Origin of the sequence: Waddlia chondrophila WSU 86-1044 (genome assembly GCF_000092785.1) — a bacterium.
Taxonomy (GTDB): domain Bacteria; phylum Chlamydiota; class Chlamydiia; order Chlamydiales; family Waddliaceae; genus Waddlia; species Waddlia chondrophila.
The window spans coordinates 1811918-1831093 of sequence record NC_014225.1; the positions used below are offsets into that span (position 1 = coordinate 1811918).

17 protein-coding genes are annotated in these 19176 nt (G+C 44.8%); 5 read left to right on the forward strand and 12 right to left on the reverse strand.

The window, feature by feature from the left end; translation table 11 throughout:
- Positions 1-31 precede the first annotated feature (31 nt).
- The 8 genes from WCW_RS08170 to WCW_RS08205 form a co-directional block, all read right to left on the reverse strand.
- Positions 32-1627 (reverse strand): Npt1/Npt2 family nucleotide transporter, encoded by a 1596-nt coding sequence (locus WCW_RS08170; RefSeq protein ID WP_013182747.1) that lies wholly within the window; start codon positions 1625-1627, stop codon positions 32-34.
- A 124-nt stretch (positions 1628-1751) separates the two neighbouring features.
- Positions 1752-2951: a phosphoglycerate kinase gene (locus WCW_RS08175; protein WP_013182748.1), complete on the reverse strand. Its 1200-nt coding sequence runs from the start codon at positions 2949-2951 to the stop codon at positions 1752-1754.
- A gap of 51 nt (positions 2952-3002) precedes the next feature.
- Positions 3003-3539, reverse strand: a complete 537-nt coding sequence (gene pdxT / locus WCW_RS08180; protein ID WP_013182749.1) for a pyridoxal 5'-phosphate synthase glutaminase subunit PdxT — start codon at positions 3537-3539, stop codon at positions 3003-3005.
- A 4-nt stretch (positions 3540-3543) separates the two neighbouring features.
- Complete coding sequence (pdxS, locus tag WCW_RS08185) at positions 3544-4437, reverse strand: pyridoxal 5'-phosphate synthase lyase subunit PdxS (RefSeq protein WP_013182750.1); 894 nt, start codon at positions 4435-4437, stop codon at positions 3544-3546.
- A 27-nt stretch (positions 4438-4464) separates the two neighbouring features.
- On the reverse strand, positions 4465-5214 hold the full coding sequence (locus WCW_RS08190; RefSeq protein WP_013182751.1) for a putative quorum-sensing-regulated virulence factor: 750 nt from the start codon (positions 5212-5214) through the stop codon (positions 4465-4467).
- Positions 5211-5807 (reverse strand): ribosome biogenesis GTP-binding protein YihA/YsxC, encoded by a 597-nt coding sequence (gene yihA / locus WCW_RS08195; RefSeq protein WP_013182752.1) that lies wholly within the window; start codon positions 5805-5807, stop codon positions 5211-5213. Before yihA ends, WCW_RS08190 begins: the two co-directional genes overlap by 4 nt.
- Positions 5804-6238, reverse strand: coding sequence for a tRNA (adenosine(37)-N6)-threonylcarbamoyltransferase complex ATPase subunit type 1 TsaE (tsaE, locus tag WCW_RS08200; RefSeq protein ID WP_013182753.1), 435 nt, complete (start codon positions 6236-6238; stop codon positions 5804-5806). Before tsaE ends, yihA begins: the two co-directional genes overlap by 4 nt.
- A complete protein-coding gene (locus WCW_RS08205) occupies positions 6226-6948 on the reverse strand; it encodes a DUF2709 domain-containing protein (protein ID WP_013182754.1) in 723 nt (240 codons plus the stop codon). Before WCW_RS08205 ends, tsaE begins: the two co-directional genes overlap by 13 nt.
- 90 nt (positions 6949-7038) lie before the next feature.
- Here WCW_RS08205 and WCW_RS08210 point away from each other — a divergent pair, with 90 nt between their 5' ends.
- Positions 7039-8148 (forward strand): Glu/Leu/Phe/Val family dehydrogenase, encoded by a 1110-nt coding sequence (locus WCW_RS08210; RefSeq protein WP_013182755.1) that lies wholly within the window; start codon positions 7039-7041, stop codon positions 8146-8148.
- Positions 8149-8168: 20 nt separating this feature from the next.
- The gene (gene argS, locus WCW_RS08215; RefSeq protein WP_013182756.1) at positions 8169-9899 is read left to right on the forward strand and encodes an arginine--tRNA ligase; all 1731 of its coding nucleotides are present in this window, start codon (positions 8169-8171) and stop codon (positions 9897-9899) included.
- A 2-nt stretch (positions 9900-9901) separates the two neighbouring features.
- On the opposite strand, the gene WCW_RS08220 is transcribed toward argS, so the two are convergent.
- Both WCW_RS08220 and WCW_RS08225 read right to left on the reverse strand, forming a co-directional pair.
- A complete protein-coding gene (locus WCW_RS08220) occupies positions 9902-12010 on the reverse strand; it encodes a heavy metal translocating P-type ATPase (RefSeq protein ID WP_013182757.1) in 2109 nt (702 codons plus the stop codon).
- Positions 12007-12795 (reverse strand): ParB/RepB/Spo0J family partition protein, encoded by a 789-nt coding sequence (locus WCW_RS08225; RefSeq protein ID WP_013182759.1) that lies wholly within the window; start codon positions 12793-12795, stop codon positions 12007-12009. The genes WCW_RS08220 and WCW_RS08225 overlap by 4 nt, the downstream gene beginning before the upstream one ends.
- Positions 12796-12876: 81 nt before the next feature.
- On the opposite strand from WCW_RS08225, the gene WCW_RS08230 reads away from it, so the two are divergent.
- From WCW_RS08230 to topA, 3 genes are all read left to right on the forward strand, one after another.
- The gene (locus tag WCW_RS08230; protein WP_041941599.1) at positions 12877-13644 is read left to right on the forward strand and encodes a hypothetical protein; all 768 of its coding nucleotides are present in this window, start codon (positions 12877-12879) and stop codon (positions 13642-13644) included.
- 478 nt (positions 13645-14122) lie between these two features.
- Positions 14123-14308, forward strand: coding sequence for a hypothetical protein (locus tag WCW_RS08235; protein WP_041941600.1), 186 nt, complete (start codon positions 14123-14125; stop codon positions 14306-14308).
- Between the two features lie 222 nt (positions 14309-14530).
- Positions 14531-17095 carry a type I DNA topoisomerase gene (gene topA, locus WCW_RS08240; RefSeq protein ID WP_013182761.1) on the forward strand — a complete coding sequence of 855 codons (2565 nt, stop codon included), beginning with the start codon at positions 14531-14533 and terminating at the stop codon, positions 17093-17095.
- 96 nt (positions 17096-17191) lie between these two features.
- On the opposite strand, the gene WCW_RS08245 is transcribed toward topA, so the two are convergent.
- Entirely contained in the window at positions 17192-17671 is a 480-nt protein-coding gene (locus WCW_RS08245; protein WP_013182762.1) for a YybH family protein, read from the reverse strand.
- Positions 17672-17748: 77 nt separating this feature from the next.
- Positions 17749-19176 (reverse strand): efflux transporter outer membrane subunit, encoded by a 1428-nt coding sequence (locus WCW_RS08250; RefSeq protein WP_013182763.1) that lies wholly within the window; start codon positions 19174-19176, stop codon positions 17749-17751.

Here is a 19176-nt window from a genome sequence, read left to right on the forward strand (position 1 = left end):
TTTCTAGTAAGAAATTCAATTAAGAAATCGGTTAAATTGCCTGTTGTTCAGCTAAAACAGCGTCGCCAGACACAAGCCTGTCCCCTGCATTTTCTTCAAGCCTGGATACGGTCTGTATGCTTTTATCGGATGTCAATGCGTTAAACTCTATCCCGAGAAACTTGACTGCTACCGACCAACATGAAATGATGACCAGCAAAACAGCAGCGACATAAGGGGCGGAAGCAGAAAACGTCACAAAATAAAGCAGCAAGCTTTGGTGGATCATCGATCCGCCCGATTTGCCTAACCGGTTGCACACGCCGTCAATCGCCGCTTTTCCTTTTACTTTATATTCATCACTCAAAGGAACAAATGCCATCTCCTTCGTTGCATCAAATACAGTGTATTTCGCTCCTCGGCATAAGATATTTTGCACAGAACCGGCTAAAACAACTAATGCCAGCGGACTCATGCCAAACAAAGCCCAAGCGACCCCTTCCAAATTGTCTTTGAAGAAAAACAATCCAAAAAAGAGAATGCTTGTGACCAGCAATGTCAAAGGCGTCAACATCGCAGTGGTTGTCCAACCGAATTTTCTGAGGGAATTTCCGGAAACAAAAAGCGCTGCAATTGTAGCAACAATGCCGATGATCGTTGAAACCTGGTTGATATAGAGATTATAATCATTTGGAGAGGGATAAAGCTCTCTTAATTGACTTTTCCAAACAACCTCGACCAAGTTAATCACGATATTGTAAGAAACGACAATAACAGTAATGTAGATCAAATACTTTGAGTTCAGCAAGAACCTGAAATTCTCACGCAAAGACATTTTCTTTTTCTTTTTCAGCTCAAATTTTGCTGATGAATCTGCTTCTTCGTTGAGAACTTTCTTATTCAAATAACGAAAAACGATAAGTGTTAACACACCCGAAATCAGGACTAATGAAATCAGGGAAAACATCGACTGTTCCCATGCATTTGTCCCCAAAGGAAGATGGGGATTAAATGCTTTTTTGGAAAGCAAGACGGAAACCTGGCCGGCAACGATGCCCGACAAGTTCGCTCCAAATCCAAAAAGTCCGTAGAATCTCTTGGCTTCATGGAGTTTTGTCACCTGATTGGCAAATCCCCAAAAAAGAACAAATAAGATGATATTTCCCCAAAGCTCGGACATCACGTAAAAAATTGTAAACGTCCAGTTGCGGAACATGGCAATTAATCCCATACAACCCTGAGGAAGAATCAACTGTAAACGGTCCGCAAAGGCGTTCGGGTGCAAAATTTCCCTATTTGGATACAAAATGAACGCAAAAAGGAAAAAATAGATTAAGAAAATCGACATCATGACATAAAACACCCGCTCCCGCGTCAATCGATTGGTGAGACGGGTGAAAAGAAGGGTCATGAGGACAGCTCCCGGAAACATCACCCAGACCTTAATAAACGGAATCACTTCCGCCCCTGACGATTTAGCAGTGACCACGAGGGTATCTTTCATTGTCCTGAGAACATTGTAATTGAATGCAATGAGAAAAAACATAAGAAGCATCGGAATGAGCTTCTGCATTTCATGCCGATAAATCGGCCAGATTAGGCGTCTAAACGCTCCAAACTCCTGACAGCCTGACGAATCTTCAGACATAAATTCCTTGCTTTTGCAAAATTCCACGTTCGGGAAGCTACGATCATAATGTATTGTTGAATTACTTTCAAGCTGGAAAAATTAAAGGCCAAAAGCTTTAGCAGGTGTTTTAAAAGAGTATCCTCTAGGGAATGTTTTTTAAAACTTCGAGACCAGGAAGAGTGCCGAATTCTAAATATTCCAAAGAAGCACCTCCTCCAGTAGAAAGGTGAGTAAATTGATGGGCCAAATTCAGCGAACGAATGGCGGCTACAGAGTCTCCTCCCCCTACAATTTTGGTTCCCTTCACTTTCGCAATCGCTTCGGCAATTGCCTTAGTCCCTTTCGCGAACTCTTGGTGTTCAAAAATTCCCATGGGACCATTCCAAAAAATTGTTTTTCCATTGGCTAATTCGGAGGAATAAATCTCGATTGTTCGAGGACCGATATCCACACCTTTGTACCCTTTGGGAATACCGGACTGATTATCAACGATTTTGGGAAATTGGTCTTGATCAATATCAGTGACAATCACATGGTCGACAGGAAAAAGAATTCTGACGCCAGCCTTTTCATAGGTTTCCATAATTGCTTTCGCTGTATCCAGACAATCCGTTTCAAAAAGAGAATCTCCAATGTTCACGTGCTTAGCTTTAAGAAACGTAAACGCCATTGCTCCTCCGATCAAGAGGGAGTCGACCTTGCTCGCCAATGCTTTGATGACGCCAATCTTTGAAGAGATCTTCGCCCCTCCGATCACTGCAAAAAAAGGACGCTTAGGCTTGCTAATCTCATTTCCTAAAAACTCGATCTCTTTTTCCAGTAAAAATCCGGGCGCCGCCCGACCTTTGAAGAAAGGAACAATGAAATAAGTGGAAGCGTGCTTGCGATGGGCTGTTCCAAAAGCATCGTTCACATAAATCTCGCCTAATTTAGCAAGGGCATTGACAAATTCGGGATGTTCTGTGGGATTTTCTTCTCCAGGGTGAAACCGCAAGTTCTCAAGCAAAAGCGACTCCCCTGGCCGAAGCTTGTTAATCAATGCTTCCACTTGATTCCCAATACAGTCCGGAGCCATGATGACCGGTTTCCCCAACATCTCAGCGAGGCGCCTTGCACAAACGGAAAGAGACATGGAAAGATCCTGCCTGCCTTTAGGACGTCCAAGATGGCTCATTAAAATGGGGTTGCCGCCCTGTTCAAGAATATAACGAATTGTCGGCAAAGACGCTACAATGCGCGTATCATCGGTAATTCTGCCCTTCTTATCGAGAGGAACATTAAAATCAACTCGGACGAGAATTTTTTTTCCCTTTAACGGAAGCTCTTTTAAAGCGATGGTCATAAATCTATCCGTCTATTCACTGATGAAAAATGAGTCAATTCCTGTCTTTTGTCAATGGATTTTTTTCCTAGATAGAAACTCTTGGTGTATCCGGGAATCTTCTGTCAATTCAGGATGGAAAGTTGCTCCCAAATGGCGTCCCTGCCTGACAAGCACAGGCTCTTCCCCACAAGAAGCAAGCACATCAACCTCGTTGCCTATCGACTGAATTCTGGGCGCGCGAATGAACACTCCCTGAAAAGCGGAAAACAGATCTGAATCCAGCGGCTGGCTGAAGGAATAAACCTGCGGACCGTAGCCATTGCGCTTGATCTCGACATCCAAAATATCCAATTCGTTCGCCATCAGAATCAACCCAGCGCATGTGCCGAAAATTGGAGAGCCTTCGGCAAAACGTTTTAACGCGGGAATCATCTCCATCCTTTTCAGATGAATGCGCATGGTCGTAGACTCTCCTCCAGGGATGACCAAGCCAGAACATCCATTCAGATCGGAAGGCCGCTTGACAAAACGGACGGCCTCACCTAATTTCTCAAGCATCTCCGCATGCTTTTCAAAAGCGCCCTGAAGAGCCAAGATTCCGATCATGAACTCACCAGCCTCGATTTGCCATCAACTCATCATGACGCAGTTTGCGTATATCCACCCCTTTCATTCCACTCAATAAACCGGAGGACACTTCTAATAACATTTTCGGATCATCGTAATAAGTGGCAGCCGCGACAATCGCTTGTGCACGGTTTTTGGGATCTTCAGATTTAAAAATTCCCGAACCGACAAAAACAGTTTCCGCTCCCAACTGCATCATCAACGCAGCATCGGCAGGCGTCGCAATTCCCCCCGCAGAAAAATTCGGCACAGGCAATTTTCCCGTTTCCGCAACCATTTTAACCAAGTGATAGGGAGCTCCCATCTCTTTCGCCTCAGTCATTAATTCGGCAGTATCTTTTGCTGCGAGCGCACGCATCTGCTGATTGATCGTCCGCATATGCCTCACGGCCTCGACCACGTTGCCTGTTCCAGGCTCTCCTTTAGTACGGATCATGGCAGCGCCTTCTCCAATCCTTCTCAAGGCTTCTCCAAGATTACAAGCGCCGCAAACGAAAGGAACTTTAAACCCATGCTTATCAATGTGGTAGTTTTCATCCGCAGGCGTCAGCACTTCGCTCTCGTCAATAAAATCAACCTCAAGAGCCTCTAGAATCTGCGCTTCAACAAAATGCCCAATACGACACTTTGCCATCACGGGAATAGACACAGCTTCCCGAATCTGTTTGATGAAAAGAGGGTTTGTCATTCGGGCAACGCCTCCCTCTTGCCTGATATCGGAAGGGATCTTCTCCAAAGCCATCACAGCGACAGCTCCAGCCTCTTCAGCAATTTTCGCTTGCTCAGCATTGGTGACGTCCATAATTACGCCTCCTTTGAGCATTTCGGCCAACCCCACTTTGACCTCGAAAGAGTTTTGTATTTTTTCCTCTGCCATCTGTTTTCTCCTGTTTACAACCGCTAATTATAAGTCTTGAAAGGGATTTGACGCTTGAGAAAATAAATTCCCCTGTTTCCGCCTTTTCAACTCAGAACGTATAGAAAAAAGAAGATCCTGGTCAAAATCCTGATGCGCCGCCCACCTGAGATACTGCACCGGAATTTCCTTAAACGGGCGTCCCTTGTGCTTTCCCAACGGCATTTCTTTCAACATGATCGGCTTGGCAAGAATTTTATTTAATTGTTTTAGGCTTGAATACCCCTTCAAAAGCTGCTTAAAAACTTCGATATTCACCATCACATCGCTCATCGCTCTGTGTGCGATCTCTGACTCGATATTAAAATGCTTTCTCAAGTGTTCCAAGGAATTGATCGGACTTTCCCCATACAAACGGGCCATGCGCAAGGTGTCAATGAAAGGATTATCCCTAAGGTTTTTTGAAATTCCTGCTCGGTCGCAACTATGAGAGATCGCTTCAATATCGAACTGGATGCCATGACCCACAATAATGTGTGAGCCGACAAAATCTAAAACTTTGGGAAGCACCTCCTTAACCTTAGGTTTTCCGGCCACCATTTTTTGAGTGATGTGATGAATGGCAATGGAAGTTTCAGGGATATCGCGCTCCGGGTCGATCAACGTTTCGAACGCGTCAAGCTTTTCCTCAAGGGTGAAAGCAACGCAAGCCACCTCAATCACGCGATCCTCTTTAGGATCCAAACCCGTCGTTTCACAATCCAGGCAGACAAATTGTTGTTTTTCCAAGCAGCTCATAAGGTTTCCTCAATCAGTTTCATCAATGTGTTCCTGCCTCGATTTTTGGGAACCGAGTAAAGAAGATACGAGAATTTTTCAAAGCCAAACGCTTCCAAAATTTTTTTGGTATTTTGATGTTTTTCGCTTTGATTCAGCTTGTCAGATTTTGTCAATACCAGAATCGTCGGTACTTGTTCATTCAACAGCCACTGAACAAGAGCTAAGTCTTCTTCATTTGGCGTACGTCTGATATCAAACAAAAAGAGGACAAGCTTCAATTCTTTACGATTCTCAAGATAAGATTGAACCATCGGTCCCCACTGCTTTTTGACATGCAAGGGGACATCGGCAAAACCATAGCCTGGAAAATCAACAAATGCGCAAAAATTTTCAATGGAAAAAAAATTCAAAGCCGCAGTCTTACCGGGCTTTGAGGAGGCCTTCACTAATCCTTTGCGTTGAAACAAATGGTTCAACAGACTGGATTTTCCCACATTCGATCGGCCAAGAACAGCGATCTCGGGAAGAGGGTTTCCCTGATCGTCTAACAACCGGGGATAGTCGCTTCCGGAAACTGAAGTTTTGACAAATACCGCTTCTCTATAATTCATTGCAAGATCCGCACTTCCCTTTTCGATTGATCAACATGGCAGATCTCTACACGAATCGTTTTTGGCGGAAGATGCCCTTCAATCCTTTCCGACCACTCTAGACAGCAGATTCCTTCTCCGTTCAAATACTCATCGAGTCCCATCCGGATAAATTCCTGAACATCTTTCAAGCGATAGAGATCAAAATGATAGATCGGAAGCTGTCCCTCGTAAATATTCAAATAAACAAAAGTGGGGCTGTTGACCTCATCAGGATCAATTCCTCCTGCTCCTCTTGCCAACCCCTTGATAAAAGTGGTCTTACCAGCGCCTAAATCTCCGAAAAAGCAGACGACAGACCGGTTCGGCAACTGTTTTCCCAGCTGAAAACCGAGCTCTTCAGTTTCTTCCGGAGACCGGCAAATGACAACTTCTGAATTTAGGCTAACCATGATTCTACAACCGGCAAAAACTCCGGCACTTCCGCCATCGCCTCTACAAAGCCGGTAATTTTATCTTCAACAAGCTGCTGTTGAATAAATTCGAGAAAACTCTCTTCAATCGAGAACTTGTTTTGGTTTTGAACCTCGACAAGCGTCAATTTTTTCAAATAATTTTTTCTAAAATCTTTAATGACGGCTTCTTTGCTATTAAACAACTTGCCGCTGAGGACTGAGGAATAGACAGTTTTTGTAATCGGATCTTTTCTCTGTTCCTTGTTCATGTAATTCTTGATCACTTCGGGATCTTCCGAAACAAAGAACCTTTTGACTCTCAACCCGCCTGAACGCTCCGTATTTTCCGGACACTTGGAAACCCAATCATAGATCGCATCCTGAGGATTGGGATGCGTATTATCGCCAAAAACTTTCCCTGTAAAAGGGCAAATATAAATTTTAGCCGTTTGTTCATTGACACTTGTTTCCCCGAAAGTGATTTTAATCTCGGTTTGATGCCAGATCTTCTCCTCTTCTTCAAGACGGCGAATCGCAGCCTCGGCACTCTGATAGATCATCTTTTCCTTAGGAAAGAGCACCGGTTGAAGGTTAAATTTATTTTCTATATAAAAGAGATAGGTATTGACTAGGGGAGCCGGACGATTCTCTTCCAGGAATTTATCTAACAGCGACTTTGCCTCTTCGGAAATGATCACTTTTGTCATCTGTGCCTCTGAAAATAGTAAGACTTAAAACAGGTTTTGATAAAAAATCATACTTTGCGATGTGATTAATAATCAAGAGGTTTTTTAATTATGAAAACGCTCAACAAGGAAAGAAACTCACAATTGAAAATCAAGGAAATACCGATTCCCGGATATGAAAAGGTGATCGAGGCGAAAAACGCCGAATCAGGACTGCATTGCTTCATTGCCATCCATGACACGACACTCGGCCCTTCTCTTGGCGGAGCCCGCATCTATCCCTATAGCAAGTGGGAAGACGCCCTCGAAGATGTTCTCAGATTATCGAAGGGAATGACTTACAAATCGGCAGTTGTTGAAAACGGTTTTGGCGGCGGCAAAAGCGTCATTATCGCCGACCCTAAAAAGAACAAGACAGACGCCCTGCTTGAGTCGTTTGGACAAGTCATCGACACTTTAAAAGGAAAATACATTGTCGCTGAAGACGTTGGTTCAAGCGTCGAGGATATGATTGTGATTAGACGGCAGACACCTTACGTTGCCGCCCTTCCAACGGAAAAAAGCAGCGGAGATCCAAGCCGGTTCACAGCTTGGGGCGTGCTTCGAGGAATGCAGGCTGTAGCAATGAAACTATGGAAGTCCCCGTCGCTTAAGAATAAAAGCATTGCCATCCAAGGCTTAGGGCATGTGGGCAGCGGACTGGCTAATCTTCTGTTTTGGGAAGGGGCCAAGCTCTTTTTTTCCGATATCGATGAGGAACGCCTCAAAACATTTACAAGAAAGTTCGGTGCCGGCATCATTGCTTCCGGGGATTTTTACACCTTTCCTTGCGACATTCTCTCTCCTTGCGCTCTTGGAGGAACATTAAATGAGGAAACGATCCCCAACCTGAAATGCCAGGCGGTTGCCGGCTCTGCAAACAATCAGCTTTTTGAAAAAAAAGACGGCAGAAGAATTAAAGACCGGGGGATCTTATATGCTCCGGATTTTGTGATCAATGCCGGCGGCATCATTAATGCTGCAGCGGAATTTGACGAAGGGGGATACGATCCTAACCGCTCACGCGAGCGGGTCGATAAAATTTACGACACCCTGATCGAAATTTTTGTGCGTTCAGAAGTTGAGGATCTCCCTCCCAGCCAGTGCGCCATCGATCTTGCCAAACACAAATTGATGCGCAAAATCGGCAAACGTGAACAGCCTATTGAATTTCAAAGATAAACCTGTTATTCTCTTTTGGCATGCACAAAACATTGATTCAAATTTTTTATTCTGCGTTTATCTCTGCTTTCCCGCAATTGAAAGAGAAAAGCGTGGAAATCGACATCGCCCAAAGCAAGCAAGAAAAATTCGGCCACTACCAATGCAATACCGCCATGCGGCTGACCAAACAGCTGCATATGCCTCCCCGTGAAATTGCTCAACGGATCGTTGAGTCGGTCGACAAAGGAGACGCAATCGAGAAACTAGAGATCGCCGGCCCTGGATTTATCAATATTTTTCTTTCTCCCGCCTACATAGAAAAAAAAGTGCAGACGATGGCGGCATCCCCCAGACTAGACATCGCGCTCCCCGAAAAGACAGAAAAGGTGATTGTCGAGTTTTCATCTCCAAATACTGCAAAAGAGCTGCACGTCGGTCATCTCAGATCGACAATCATCGGAGACTGTCTGGCAAGAGTTTTTGAATTCCTCGGCCACGATGTTCTTCGACTGAACCATGTGGGCGATTGGGGGACCGCTTTCGGGATGTTGATTGCCTACCTTAAGTTAAGCCACCCCGAAATTCTAACGGGAGAAGAAGAAACCGACCTCCCTCATCTTGTTTCCTGGTATAAGGCTTCAAAAAAACAATTTGACGAAGACCCTGGATTCAAAAAAATTTCACAGCTTGAAGTGGTTTCTTTACAGGGAGGCGAGTCTGATTCATTGAAAGCGTGGGAGATCATCTGCGAAATTTCCAGACGCTCCTACCAGGAGATTTACAACCTGCTTGACGTCGCAATCGAAGAACGGGGCGAATCTTATTACAATCCCGTTCTCCCCGAGTTAATTGAAGAGCTTGACCAAAAAGAATTGATCGAGATTTCAGAGGGTGCCAAGTGCATTTTCATCCCTGAATTCTGCAACCGGGAAGGAAGTCCGATGCCCTTAATGGTTCAGAAATCGGACGGCGGTTTTGGCTACGACACAACCGATATGGCAGCGATGAAGCAACGTGTGCAGGAGGAAAAGGCCGACAGGATCATCATTGTCACTGACGCTGGCCAAGCCTTGCACTTTAAACTTGTCTATGCAGCATCTGTCAAAGCGGGCTACTTGGATCCGGATAAAGTAAGATTCGACCATGTGACATTTGGGCTTGTCCTTGGAGCTGACGGCAAGAAGTTCCGCACCCGCTCAGGCGAGGTTGAAAGACTGATAGACCTGATCTACACAGCAATTGACAAAGCGCGGGAAATCATGGCGGAACGAAATCCCGACATGCCGCAAGAGCAGCGGGAAAAAATCGCCCGTGCACTTGGGATCGGCGCAATCAAATACGCCGACCTCTCCTGCCACCGCACCGGCGATTACACATTCAGTTACGACCGCATGCTGCGCTTCGAAGGGAACACTGCTGCGTTTCTCATGTATGCGTATGTCAGAATCGCAGGGATTAAGCGCAAAATCGGAGCGGATATCGACGCTTTGCAAGCAGCCATTTCTCTCAAACACCCCTCCGAAATGGCTCTCGGCCTGCATTTAGCACAATTCAACGAAGCGCTTCAGCAAGTCGCCGAGGATCTGCTCCCGAACCGCTTAAGCGACTACCTCTATACATTGGCCGAGAAATTCAACGCCTTTTACAGAGACTGCCAAGTAGAGGGCGCCCCTGAGCAAAACTCCCGTCTTCTTCTTTGCGAAGCCACCGCTCGTATACTGAAGCAAGGCTTGCATTTATTAGGCGTAGAAACTGTAGAGAAAATGTAACTTTATAAATTTTTCTTCAGAAGAAGAGCGTTGCTCACTACAGACAACGAACTCAACGACATCGCAAGAGCTGCCACCATCGGATTCAGAAGCCCCATAGCTGCCAACGGAATCCCTATGCAATTATAGAAAAACGCAAAAAACAAATTCTGTTTAATTTTTTTAAACGTCTCCTTTGACAAATGAATCATTTCAGGCACTAAACGCAAGTCTTCCCTCATTAAGCTAACTCCTGCAGCCTCAATCGCGATGTCGCTTCCTGTTCCCATTGCAATCCCGACATCAGCTGCCGCAAGCGCCGGAGCGTCATTGATGCCGTCGCCCACCATTCCGACGATATGGCCCTGTTTTTTCAACTCGTTGATTTTCAAAGCCTTCTGATCGGGAAGAATATCGCCGTAAAATTCCCAAATGCCCGCTTCTTTCGCAATCGCTTCCGCAGTCTTTTGGTGATCTCCTGTGATCATCACGGGGGCGACACCCAATGCTGAAATTTTTTCGATCGCTTCTGCTGCATGCTCTCTTAAAACATCTTGAAAAGCGAGGCAGCCCAAAGCTTGCTTCCCTCTCCAAACGACTGCAATCGTATTGCCGTTGCTTTCGCATTTAACCTCGACTCCTGAATCCGCGGCAAAAGATAGTGATCCTAGGGTATACTTAACCCCTTCGATCTCCCCTTGCAGCCCCTTTCCCGGAATCGCTTCGAAACGCTTAACTTCGCATTTTTTCACTCCTTTCTCTTTTGCAAAAGCTCTTACAGCTTCTCCTAAAGGGTGTTCAGAGGCTTCTTCCAATGCATTGGCAATTTCAAGAAGCCTCTTCGGATCTTCGCTGATCACATCAATAACCCGCGGCTGTCCCTTCGTTAACGTCCCCGTTTTATCAAAAGCGATCCGCTTCATCTTCTGTGCAACTTCTAACGCCTCTGCATCTCGAAACAAAATCCCTTTTTTTGCTCCCTCTCCACTGGCGACCATAATGACAGTTGGCGTCGCCAACCCCAAAGCGCAAGGACATGCAATCACCAAGACAGCCACAGCATGAATAACAGCTTCATGAATTGCACCGCTCCAAAACATCCATCCGGCAAATGTCGCCAGGCTAATTGCCAGAACGGCAGGGACAAACACCTCGGAAACCTGGTCTGCCAGCCGCTGGATGGGAGCGCGCGAGTTTTGGGCATGCTCAACAAGCTGCACAATGCCAGCCAAAACTGTCTCAGAACCTACTTTAGTTGCACACACTTTTAACGTTCCATTACCGTTTTGCGTCGCAGCGTACACAAGATCATGCTCTTTTTTTTCTACAGGCATGCTTTCGCCGGTCAGCATGGACTCATTCACGGAAGAACTACCCTCAATCACCTCGCCGTCAACAGGAACGTTTTCCCCTGGACGCACTTGAAAAATATCTTCGGGCACAATCTCTTTGACCGATATTTCGATCCATTCCCCATCTCTTTTAACCCGAGCAGTCTTCGGCTGAAGATCCAGAAGCTTCTCAATAGCTTCCGACGCGCGCCCTTTGCTCACAGCTTCTAGCCACTGCCCCATTAACACAAGAGTGATGATCATAGCGCTGCTTTCAAAATAGAGATGTTGATCTGCACCAGTTAATAGGACAACCAAACTGAAACTATAGGCTGCAGTTGTTCCCAAAGCGATCAGAACATCCATATTTGCACTGCCGACTTTCAAAGAATAATAAGAACTGCGGTAAAACCGGCTTCCTAACCCAAATTGCACGATTGTGGCCAATAAACATTGGATCCAACCAGGAAGATGGAACATGAACATCTGCAAAAAAAGAGGAAAAGAAAAGAGGGCCGAAAGAACGAATCGTTTAAACGCCGCCTTCGGCTCAGAAAAATGGTGATGATGACCTTCTCCGGAAAGAGAAGCTTGATATCCCGCTCGGCTTACAGCTTCCAATATCCGAGCTGTTTCCACCTCCTCATCCAGGACAACAGAGGCTGTCGAATTTGCAAAATTGACTCTAGCTTCTTTAACTCCTTCAACAGAGCTTAGCGCTTTTTCTATTCCACTTGCACAAGAAACACAAGACATCCCCTGAATATTCAATTTCAGAGTATTTTTATGATGATTTTTCATAAACTGATCACTTCCAAAATCCTTTCCAAGTCATCCAGACTATAATAATCAATGAGAATTTTTCCTCTTTTTCCACTTGAAGCAATCGTTACCTTGGTTCCCAGCCTCTGCTGAAGCTTTTCCTCGAGATCGCTCAAGTAAACAGTATTCTCATTCAACGTTCTCATTTTCTTTTTGACCGGCTTGACATTCAGCTTGGCTGCAGCCTCTTCTGTTTCCCTGACAGAAAGTCCATCCTCGACAACCATGCGATGCAGATACAATTGCTCTTCGAAACCGCTGACCGAAAGGATTGCCTTAGCATGTCCCATCGAGATCTCTCCGAACTGTAAGCTTTCTTGAATTTTATGAGGAAGAGAGAGCAGTCGCAAATAATTTGTGACAGTCGAACGCTTCTTCCCCACTTTATCCGCTAACTCGTCTTGTTGCAGCCCAAACTCAACAATTAACCGCCTGAGAGCCTGCGCAATATCCAACGGGTTGAGATCGACTCTTTGGATATTTTCAATCAAAGCAGCCTCAGCAGAGACATTGCCCGGCTTTTGACTGACTAATACATGAATGGTTGTCAATCCTGCGATTTCCGCTGCACGGAAGCGTCTTTCTCCAGCAATCAGCTCATACCCCCCATTTTCCATCTTCCTGACTACCGGCGGCTGCAAAACGCCAACAGATTGAATCGACTGTGCAAGTTCCTCCAACTCTTCCCTGTTAAACTGTTTTCGCGGCTGATAGGGATTCTCGCGAATCTGACTCAGCTCAACTTCCACAACTTCTTGCGACACTGTTTTACCCTTTACAATTATTTGGAACTGCTTATCATTGATATCATTCACATTTTTCGCAAATATAAAGAATCAAAGCTAATGAACAAAACAAAAACATCTTCAAATCAAACAAAAGAGCCTATTGACTGGGTTGATCAAATACAACAGCATCCCGCTTTTGAATGGATGATGCAAAATCTCAAGTACATCCCTTATTTGTTCATCGCCCTGCTAATTATGATAATCGCAGGATACCAACTCATTTCCGGCAGCGCAGCGAAGACTGAAGCAAACTACCAACTCGCCGAAGGATACTGGGCAAAGATCCAAAGGAGCATTGGTCAAGAGGCGATCGACGCCAAGCAAGAAGACGCTCTTCTTCAGTTGTGCAAAATCGTCGACAAACATCCTGAATTGAGGGCAAAATATGACGGTATGATTGCGCAATTGCTCATTGCTAAAGGACTCTCAGAAGAAGCATCTGTCTACACTGAAAGAGTAGAAAAACGCACTGCCAGTACGCAAAATCCTGTATTCAAAGAGTTTTCTAACATTTCTCTTCTGATTGCCCAAGGTAATCATCAAGAGGCGCTGCAGCGTTCGCTTTCCCTTAAAGAGACACTGCTTAAAAAAGAGGAGCCGCCGCTTCTGCTCCCCTACACATTGATCCGCATTGCGATGCTTTATCAAGGGATGGGAGAAAAAAATTTGGAAGCGCTTGCTTGGGATGAATGGCAGCAATACGCTCAAGAAAAATCTTTGCAAAAGCCTGACACTCAAACGCTTAAAACGATTTCCGCTCTCTTTTCTGAAGGAGATTTTTCTTTAGATCAATATATTGCGGAACGTTCTTTGGAGAAAAATTGAATAATCTTTGCTTGATAACAATATAAATCTATTGTTAAAAGGCTGTTTGGCGATATTATCATCGCTGCATTGGTTGTTTTAGTTGTAAAATGGCCATAAAAACCTCTCGAAATCGTGGAACGATGGAGCACAAAAGGAGGTGACGCGAGGATTTGCATGCTCGAAACCACACATTCAGAGAGTTGGAAATTTGAATTAGAAATAAAGCTCTACCTGCTAGCAAGCCGATAGAGATTGGAAACATTGAGAAGAACAAGGGTCAGATAACTTTTGGTTGCCTTTGGCCTATTGTTCGGTAAATTTCCCGAGTTCTCCGGATTTCTGAACATTAGCCGGTAGAAACGGGAAAGTAGAGGCCGAATAGTTAAAGCCTCTCGACCAGAATACAACTTGGAGGAGTTTGTTTTCGATAGAGAGAATCAAAAGCTGACAGATGTTCTTCAGCAAACTACCCTATGGGGTAAGTGGAGAATACACTGTGAGTCCGAAACCTTGCTCACTAGCTGTTGATGAGATGAAAGAAGAGGGGTTATTGGAAGAAGTTGAAATCAACTTTGAGCCTCAACTCAAGATCTTAGTCAACAAGCGTTGGAAAGCAGATTCTGATTCAATCACGGATTCAGCACCCGTGAGTATTAGAGGAAGAATGACAATTTCCTTTTAGAATGATGAGGAAATTCCAACACTCTAGGCGGCAATCCAAAGATTGCCGCCTTTTTTATCCTATTAAAATAGTATGGATGTGCTATATAATATAACAATTGATTGATAAATTAACCGTAATTCCGAAATCTGCAAAATACAAGATAAATCCCCTCTGTACATGAAAACCTGCTTTCTGTTAATCATGGGAATTACGGAATAGAAACGGAGCTAAAAGAGGAAAATGAGCAAATCTCTCATTATCGTAGAGTCTCCCGCAAAAATGAAAACACTGAAAAAGTTTTTGGGCGATGCCTACATACTGGAATCTTCGGTTGGGCATATCCGCGATCTCCCTGAGAAAGAGTTCGGTATTGACATTGAAAACGAATTTGAGCCGAAGTATGTCACCATGCCGGAAAAAGAAAAGGTGATCAACAGCTTGAAAAAAGCTGCCAAAAACGTCGACACCGTCTACCTCTCTCCCGACCCGGATAGGGAAGGAGAAGCGATAGCCTGGCACATCATGAACATCCTTCCTAAGGGAACCGTCTATAAACGCATCTCTTTTAACTCCATTACTAAGGACGCCGTATTAAAAGCTTTACAGTTTCCCCGCGATATTGATATGGCTTTGGTCGACGCTCAACAAGCACGCAGACTTTTGGATAGGATCGTCGGCTATAAAATTTCTCCCATCCTTAACCGGCGCATTCAAAGAGGAAGGGACGGAGGTGTATCGGCGGGACGCGTTCAGTCCGTTGCATTAAAATTGGTCGTTGACCGCGAGGCCGAGATTGAAGCGTTTATTCCTGTTGAATATTGGAATTTGGCAGCCATCTTAAAGGCTGCGAGGGATTCCCGCTCCTTTAAGGCCAATCTCTATTCTGTTGACGGCCAACGAGTGGAAAAAGAAGCCGTAGAAGGAAAAAACTTCTTTTTGATTCCAAACAAAGAAACCGCAGACCAGGTGATTGAACGGATGCAGTCAGGGCCGTTCACAGTCCAAACTGTCGTCAAAAAAGAGAAAAAACGCAATCCTGTTCCCCCCTTCATCACCTCTACTCTACAACAAGAAGCCAGCCGGCACCACGGATACTCTTCAGCCAAAACCATGAACATCGCTCAGTCGCTCTATGAAGGGATAGATCTCGGTAACGAAGGTGCAGAAGGTTTAATCACCTACATGCGTACCGACTCGGTCAGAGTTGCACCGGAAGCATTGGATGAGGTCAGAAAGCACATTAAAGAAGTCTACGGTAAAGATTTTCTGCCGGAATCGGCAAAAATGTACACGACAAAAAAAGCAGCCCAGGATGCGCACGAAGCCATTCGTCCAACAAACCTCGCACACACTCCGGAGCATGTCAAATCCTATTTGACCCGAGAACAATACATGCTTTACAAGTTGATCTGGCAAAGATTTGTCGCATCGCAAATGAATCCAGCCATCTATGATACCGTATCGGCAGATATTTCTGCCGGATCCGAAATTATCATTAGGGCAACAGGTTCCGTCATTAAATTCCAAGGATTTCTGGCAGTCTATGAAGAGATGGAAGATGATGTGGAAACAGCAGAAGACGGCAAAATTCTCCCTCCATTGGAGGAGGGCATGGAATTGACCTTATTGGAATTGACCTCAGACCAGGCATTTACCCGTCCACCTCCCAGATTTACTGAGGCGTCTTTAGTAAAAGAGCTGGAAAAATCAGGAATCGGCAGACCCTCCACCTACGCTTCCATTATGAATAAGATCCAGGGTAGAGAATATACAATCAAAGAGAACAGCAGACTCAAACCTACCGAATTGGGACGAGTGATTGCGCAGATGCTCGAGACAAATTTTCCTGAGATCATGAATATCGGCTTCACCGCGCAAATGGAAGACGATTTAGAATTGATCGCTTCCAATGAGAAAGATTGGAAAAAATTGATTAAAGATTTCTGGGAAAGTTTTTATCCAACGCTTGAGGAAGCGGAAAAAAACGCGTTTGTGCCAAAGATCCTTACCGATATTGACTGTCCGGAGTGCGGCTCCAAGCTCCAGAAAGTGTGGTTCAAATCGAAGTACTTTTACGGCTGTTCCAGCTATCCTGACTGCTCCTATTCAGCGCCTGCGGAAGAAATTCTTTTTAACAAGGAAGATTATGCCGAAGGCTTCAATTGGGAGCAGAAATGCCCGCTTTGCCAATCTGAAATGAAAGTACGGCATGGGCGATTCGGGGCATTTTTAGGCTGCACGAAATACCCTGAATGCCGTGGAATCATCAATATCCCCAAAAAAGGGGAAGAGATCATTAATCCGGAAGACCTTCCGCCCTGCCCTGCCACTGACTGTACAGGCCAGATTGTCGCAAGGAAATCGCGCTTTGGAAAAACATTTTTCTCCTGTTCAAGCTTTCCTGATTGCGACGTCATCGTCAACGATCTTACGCAACTTCAATCCAAGTATGTCGATCATCCAAGAACGCCTTACGTGAAAAAAACGAAAAAAGGAAAACGGGGCCGGCCAACCAAAGCGGATAAAGAAAAAGGGAAAAAGACGCAGGCTAAGAAAAAACGCAACGTCGCTCCAAGCGCTTTATCTCCAGAGCTTGCGGAAATTGTCGGCTCTCATGAGGCAACCCGCGGAGACGCTTTGAAAAGTGTTTGGGCTTATATCAAGTCCAACAAACTGCAAGATCCTGAAAATAAACGGGTAATCAAACCTGATGAGAAGTTGGGCAAAGTATTTGGAAACATGGAGCCTGTCGACATGTTTAAAATTGCCGGAATTCTCAGCCAGCATATTGGCAAGAAAGATTAGAAAATATTTAGGGAAGGCGAGGCAAACTGGTATCAGTTAGCGATTCTGAAAGAAGCTCTAACGGGGAAAGGGGTGTGATAAGATGGCAATATTAAACTAATCTTCGAGCCCAAAACCTAACCGGTTGGTGTGCAAAATCTGCCAGTTGCCGTTTTCGTTGACATAGATCATTTTGTATTTTCTTTTTACCGGATTTTTTCCTGGAACAATGATCGTTGCAACTCCTTCTTCTACAGCTTTTTCTTCTATTGGAAATCGGATCGTTTTCTCATCAACATGAATCTTTGCTTGATTGTTGTTGGAAAAAATTTTCTTAAATTCGGAGCGAATCCCTTTCCGACCGTTTACAAGCTCCTCTGTATATGGATTTTTATAGACAGCCCGTTCCGACCATTGATCTACAATCGTATCGAGATCCCGTGCATTGACGGCGTCAATATACATTTTGCTTTTCCCTTCAATCACTTCCACTTCTTTCTGCATTTTAGGAGCCACTGACTCTTCTTTGCGATCGCAAGAAGAAGCAAATAAAAGCGCACCTAGAACAGCACAAATCGATAAATATTTAGCAAACATAGAAAAACCTCCGAAAATCGCCGAATATGCCGATCTGAATTCATCTCAGTCTACCTCTTTTAAACCAAAAGAGATATTTAAAGAAAAGATAAATTCTGCCAGCCGGATCCTAGGGATTTATAGAGAGCGATCAGTTGAATTTCCGTCTCAACATAGGAAGTCGCCCATTCCCTTTCTGCCTGGATCGCCCTTCGTTTCCTTTCCAACAACCTCAAAGTATCAGACAACCCCATTTCATAAAGTCTTTCTCCATGAGCAAACAACTGATCAGCGCGCATCCACCCTTTTTCTCTATTCTGCGTGCTCTCTCGAGATTTTAGAAAGCTGGCAATCGTACTTTCCGATTCTTCCAAAGCCCTTAAAACAGCCTGCTCATAAGCCATCAATGATTCCATACGAATAAACTGAAACCTTTTCACATTAGCTTTTAGACTTCCCCCGTGAAAAAAGGGAGTGATCAAATTCCCTCCATATCCCCAACTTTCCCCATTACCCCTTGTGTTCCCCAAGTGAAGATTTTGGAAACCATAGTTTCCTGTTAACGTGAATTTAGGGAAAAGATCCGCAACAGCCACTCCGACATCTGCAGTCGCTTTAGCGATCTGTCGTTCAGCAAAACGGATGTCTGGCCTCCTTCTAAGAAGGTCTGAAGGAAAGCCCACAGGGATCACGCTTATCATCTGCGGGAGTTCCGCAGCAGAAGAAAGCTCTTTCACCAAAGCTTCCGGAGGTTTTCCTAACAGAATGGAAAGATGATAAATAAGAGAAAGAATTTCCCCTTCCAACATTGGAACTTCGGCAGCCAATTGTTCATAGTCTTTTTCGCTATCCAATAAGAAAAACTCTGAATCAAGCCCCTGATCCAAACGTTTCTGATACTCTTCAACGATCTCTTTCAGAACATCCCTCTCCTTCCGCACCAATTCTAAGCACTTTTGCCTTTCGCGAAGTTTAAGATAAGTTCGGGAAAATTCTGCTGTAAGAGAAACGATCAGATCGTGATAAGACGCTCTTTCCATTTGGATAGATGCTGTCGCCGATTCCACTTCCCTTTGTCTTCTGCCAAATAGATCAATTTCCCAAAAAGCATCGAAGTCGGAAATAAATGTCTGCTGTTTAATATTTAAGGGAATGCCTACCGATCCACTCGAAAAATCTCCCGGCTGAAGAATGCCTCCGGCAGGTTTTGCACTGTTGTAAGCAATTCGTCCATCGATAAACGGCAACAGCTTTGCAGCAGAAATGTCGCGCAATGCAAATGCCTCGCAGATTTTTATAGAAGCACGTTTGAGATCGTAATTGTCATGGAGAAGCTGTTCCAAATATGTATTCAAAAGACAGTCATCAAAAAGCTCTCCCACTTCTAGTAGGCTGCCACAGGAAAGAGTGGAGAGAGAATCACTCTGCCAGTTTTCGGAAATTTCAACCTCGGGAACCGAGTGGCGTGGGCCCACTCTGCATCCGGCAGCTGCAAGAAGGATAAAGATGACGTACCTAATTCGCAT

What these genes read in the sequence shown, in the direction of transcription:
- WCW_RS08170 (WP_013182747.1), bottom strand. Translation starts at nt 1,627, where the DNA reads ATGTCTGAAGATTCGTCAGGCTGTCAGGAGTTTGGAGCGTTTAGACGC.
- WCW_RS08175 (WP_013182748.1), bottom strand. Translation starts at nt 2,951, where the DNA reads ATGACCATCGCTTTAAAAGAGCTTCCGTTAAAGGGAAAAAAAATTCTC.
- pdxT (WP_013182749.1), bottom strand. Translation starts at nt 3,539, where the DNA reads ATGATCGGAATCTTGGCTCTTCAGGGCGCTTTTGAAAAGCATGCGGAG.
- pdxS (WP_013182750.1), bottom strand. Translation starts at nt 4,437, where the DNA reads ATGGCAGAGGAAAAAATACAAAACTCTTTCGAGGTCAAAGTGGGGTTG.
- WCW_RS08190 (WP_013182751.1), bottom strand. Translation starts at nt 5,214, where the DNA reads ATGAGCTGCTTGGAAAAACAACAATTTGTCTGCCTGGATTGTGAAACG.
- yihA (WP_013182752.1), bottom strand. Translation starts at nt 5,807, where the DNA reads ATGAATTATAGAGAAGCGGTATTTGTCAAAACTTCAGTTTCCGGAAGC.
- tsaE (WP_013182753.1), bottom strand. Translation starts at nt 6,238, where the DNA reads ATGGTTAGCCTAAATTCAGAAGTTGTCATTTGCCGGTCTCCGGAAGAA.
- WCW_RS08205 (WP_013182754.1), bottom strand. Translation starts at nt 6,948, where the DNA reads ATGACAAAAGTGATCATTTCCGAAGAGGCAAAGTCGCTGTTAGATAAA.
- WCW_RS08210 (WP_013182755.1), top strand. Translation starts at nt 7,039, where the DNA reads ATGAAAACGCTCAACAAGGAAAGAAACTCACAATTGAAAATCAAGGAA.
- argS (WP_013182756.1), top strand. Translation starts at nt 8,169, where the DNA reads ATGCACAAAACATTGATTCAAATTTTTTATTCTGCGTTTATCTCTGCT.
- WCW_RS08220 (WP_013182757.1), bottom strand. Translation starts at nt 12,010, where the DNA reads ATGAAAAATCATCATAAAAATACTCTGAAATTGAATATTCAGGGGATG.
- WCW_RS08230 (WP_041941599.1), top strand. Translation starts at nt 12,877, where the DNA reads ATGAACAAAACAAAAACATCTTCAAATCAAACAAAAGAGCCTATTGAC.
- topA (WP_013182761.1), top strand. Translation starts at nt 14,531, where the DNA reads ATGAGCAAATCTCTCATTATCGTAGAGTCTCCCGCAAAAATGAAAACA.
- WCW_RS08245 (WP_013182762.1), bottom strand. Translation starts at nt 17,671, where the DNA reads ATGTTTGCTAAATATTTATCGATTTGTGCTGTTCTAGGTGCGCTTTTA.
- WCW_RS08250 (WP_013182763.1), bottom strand. Translation starts at nt 19,176, where the DNA reads ATGCGAATTAGGTACGTCATCTTTATCCTTCTTGCAGCTGCCGGATGC.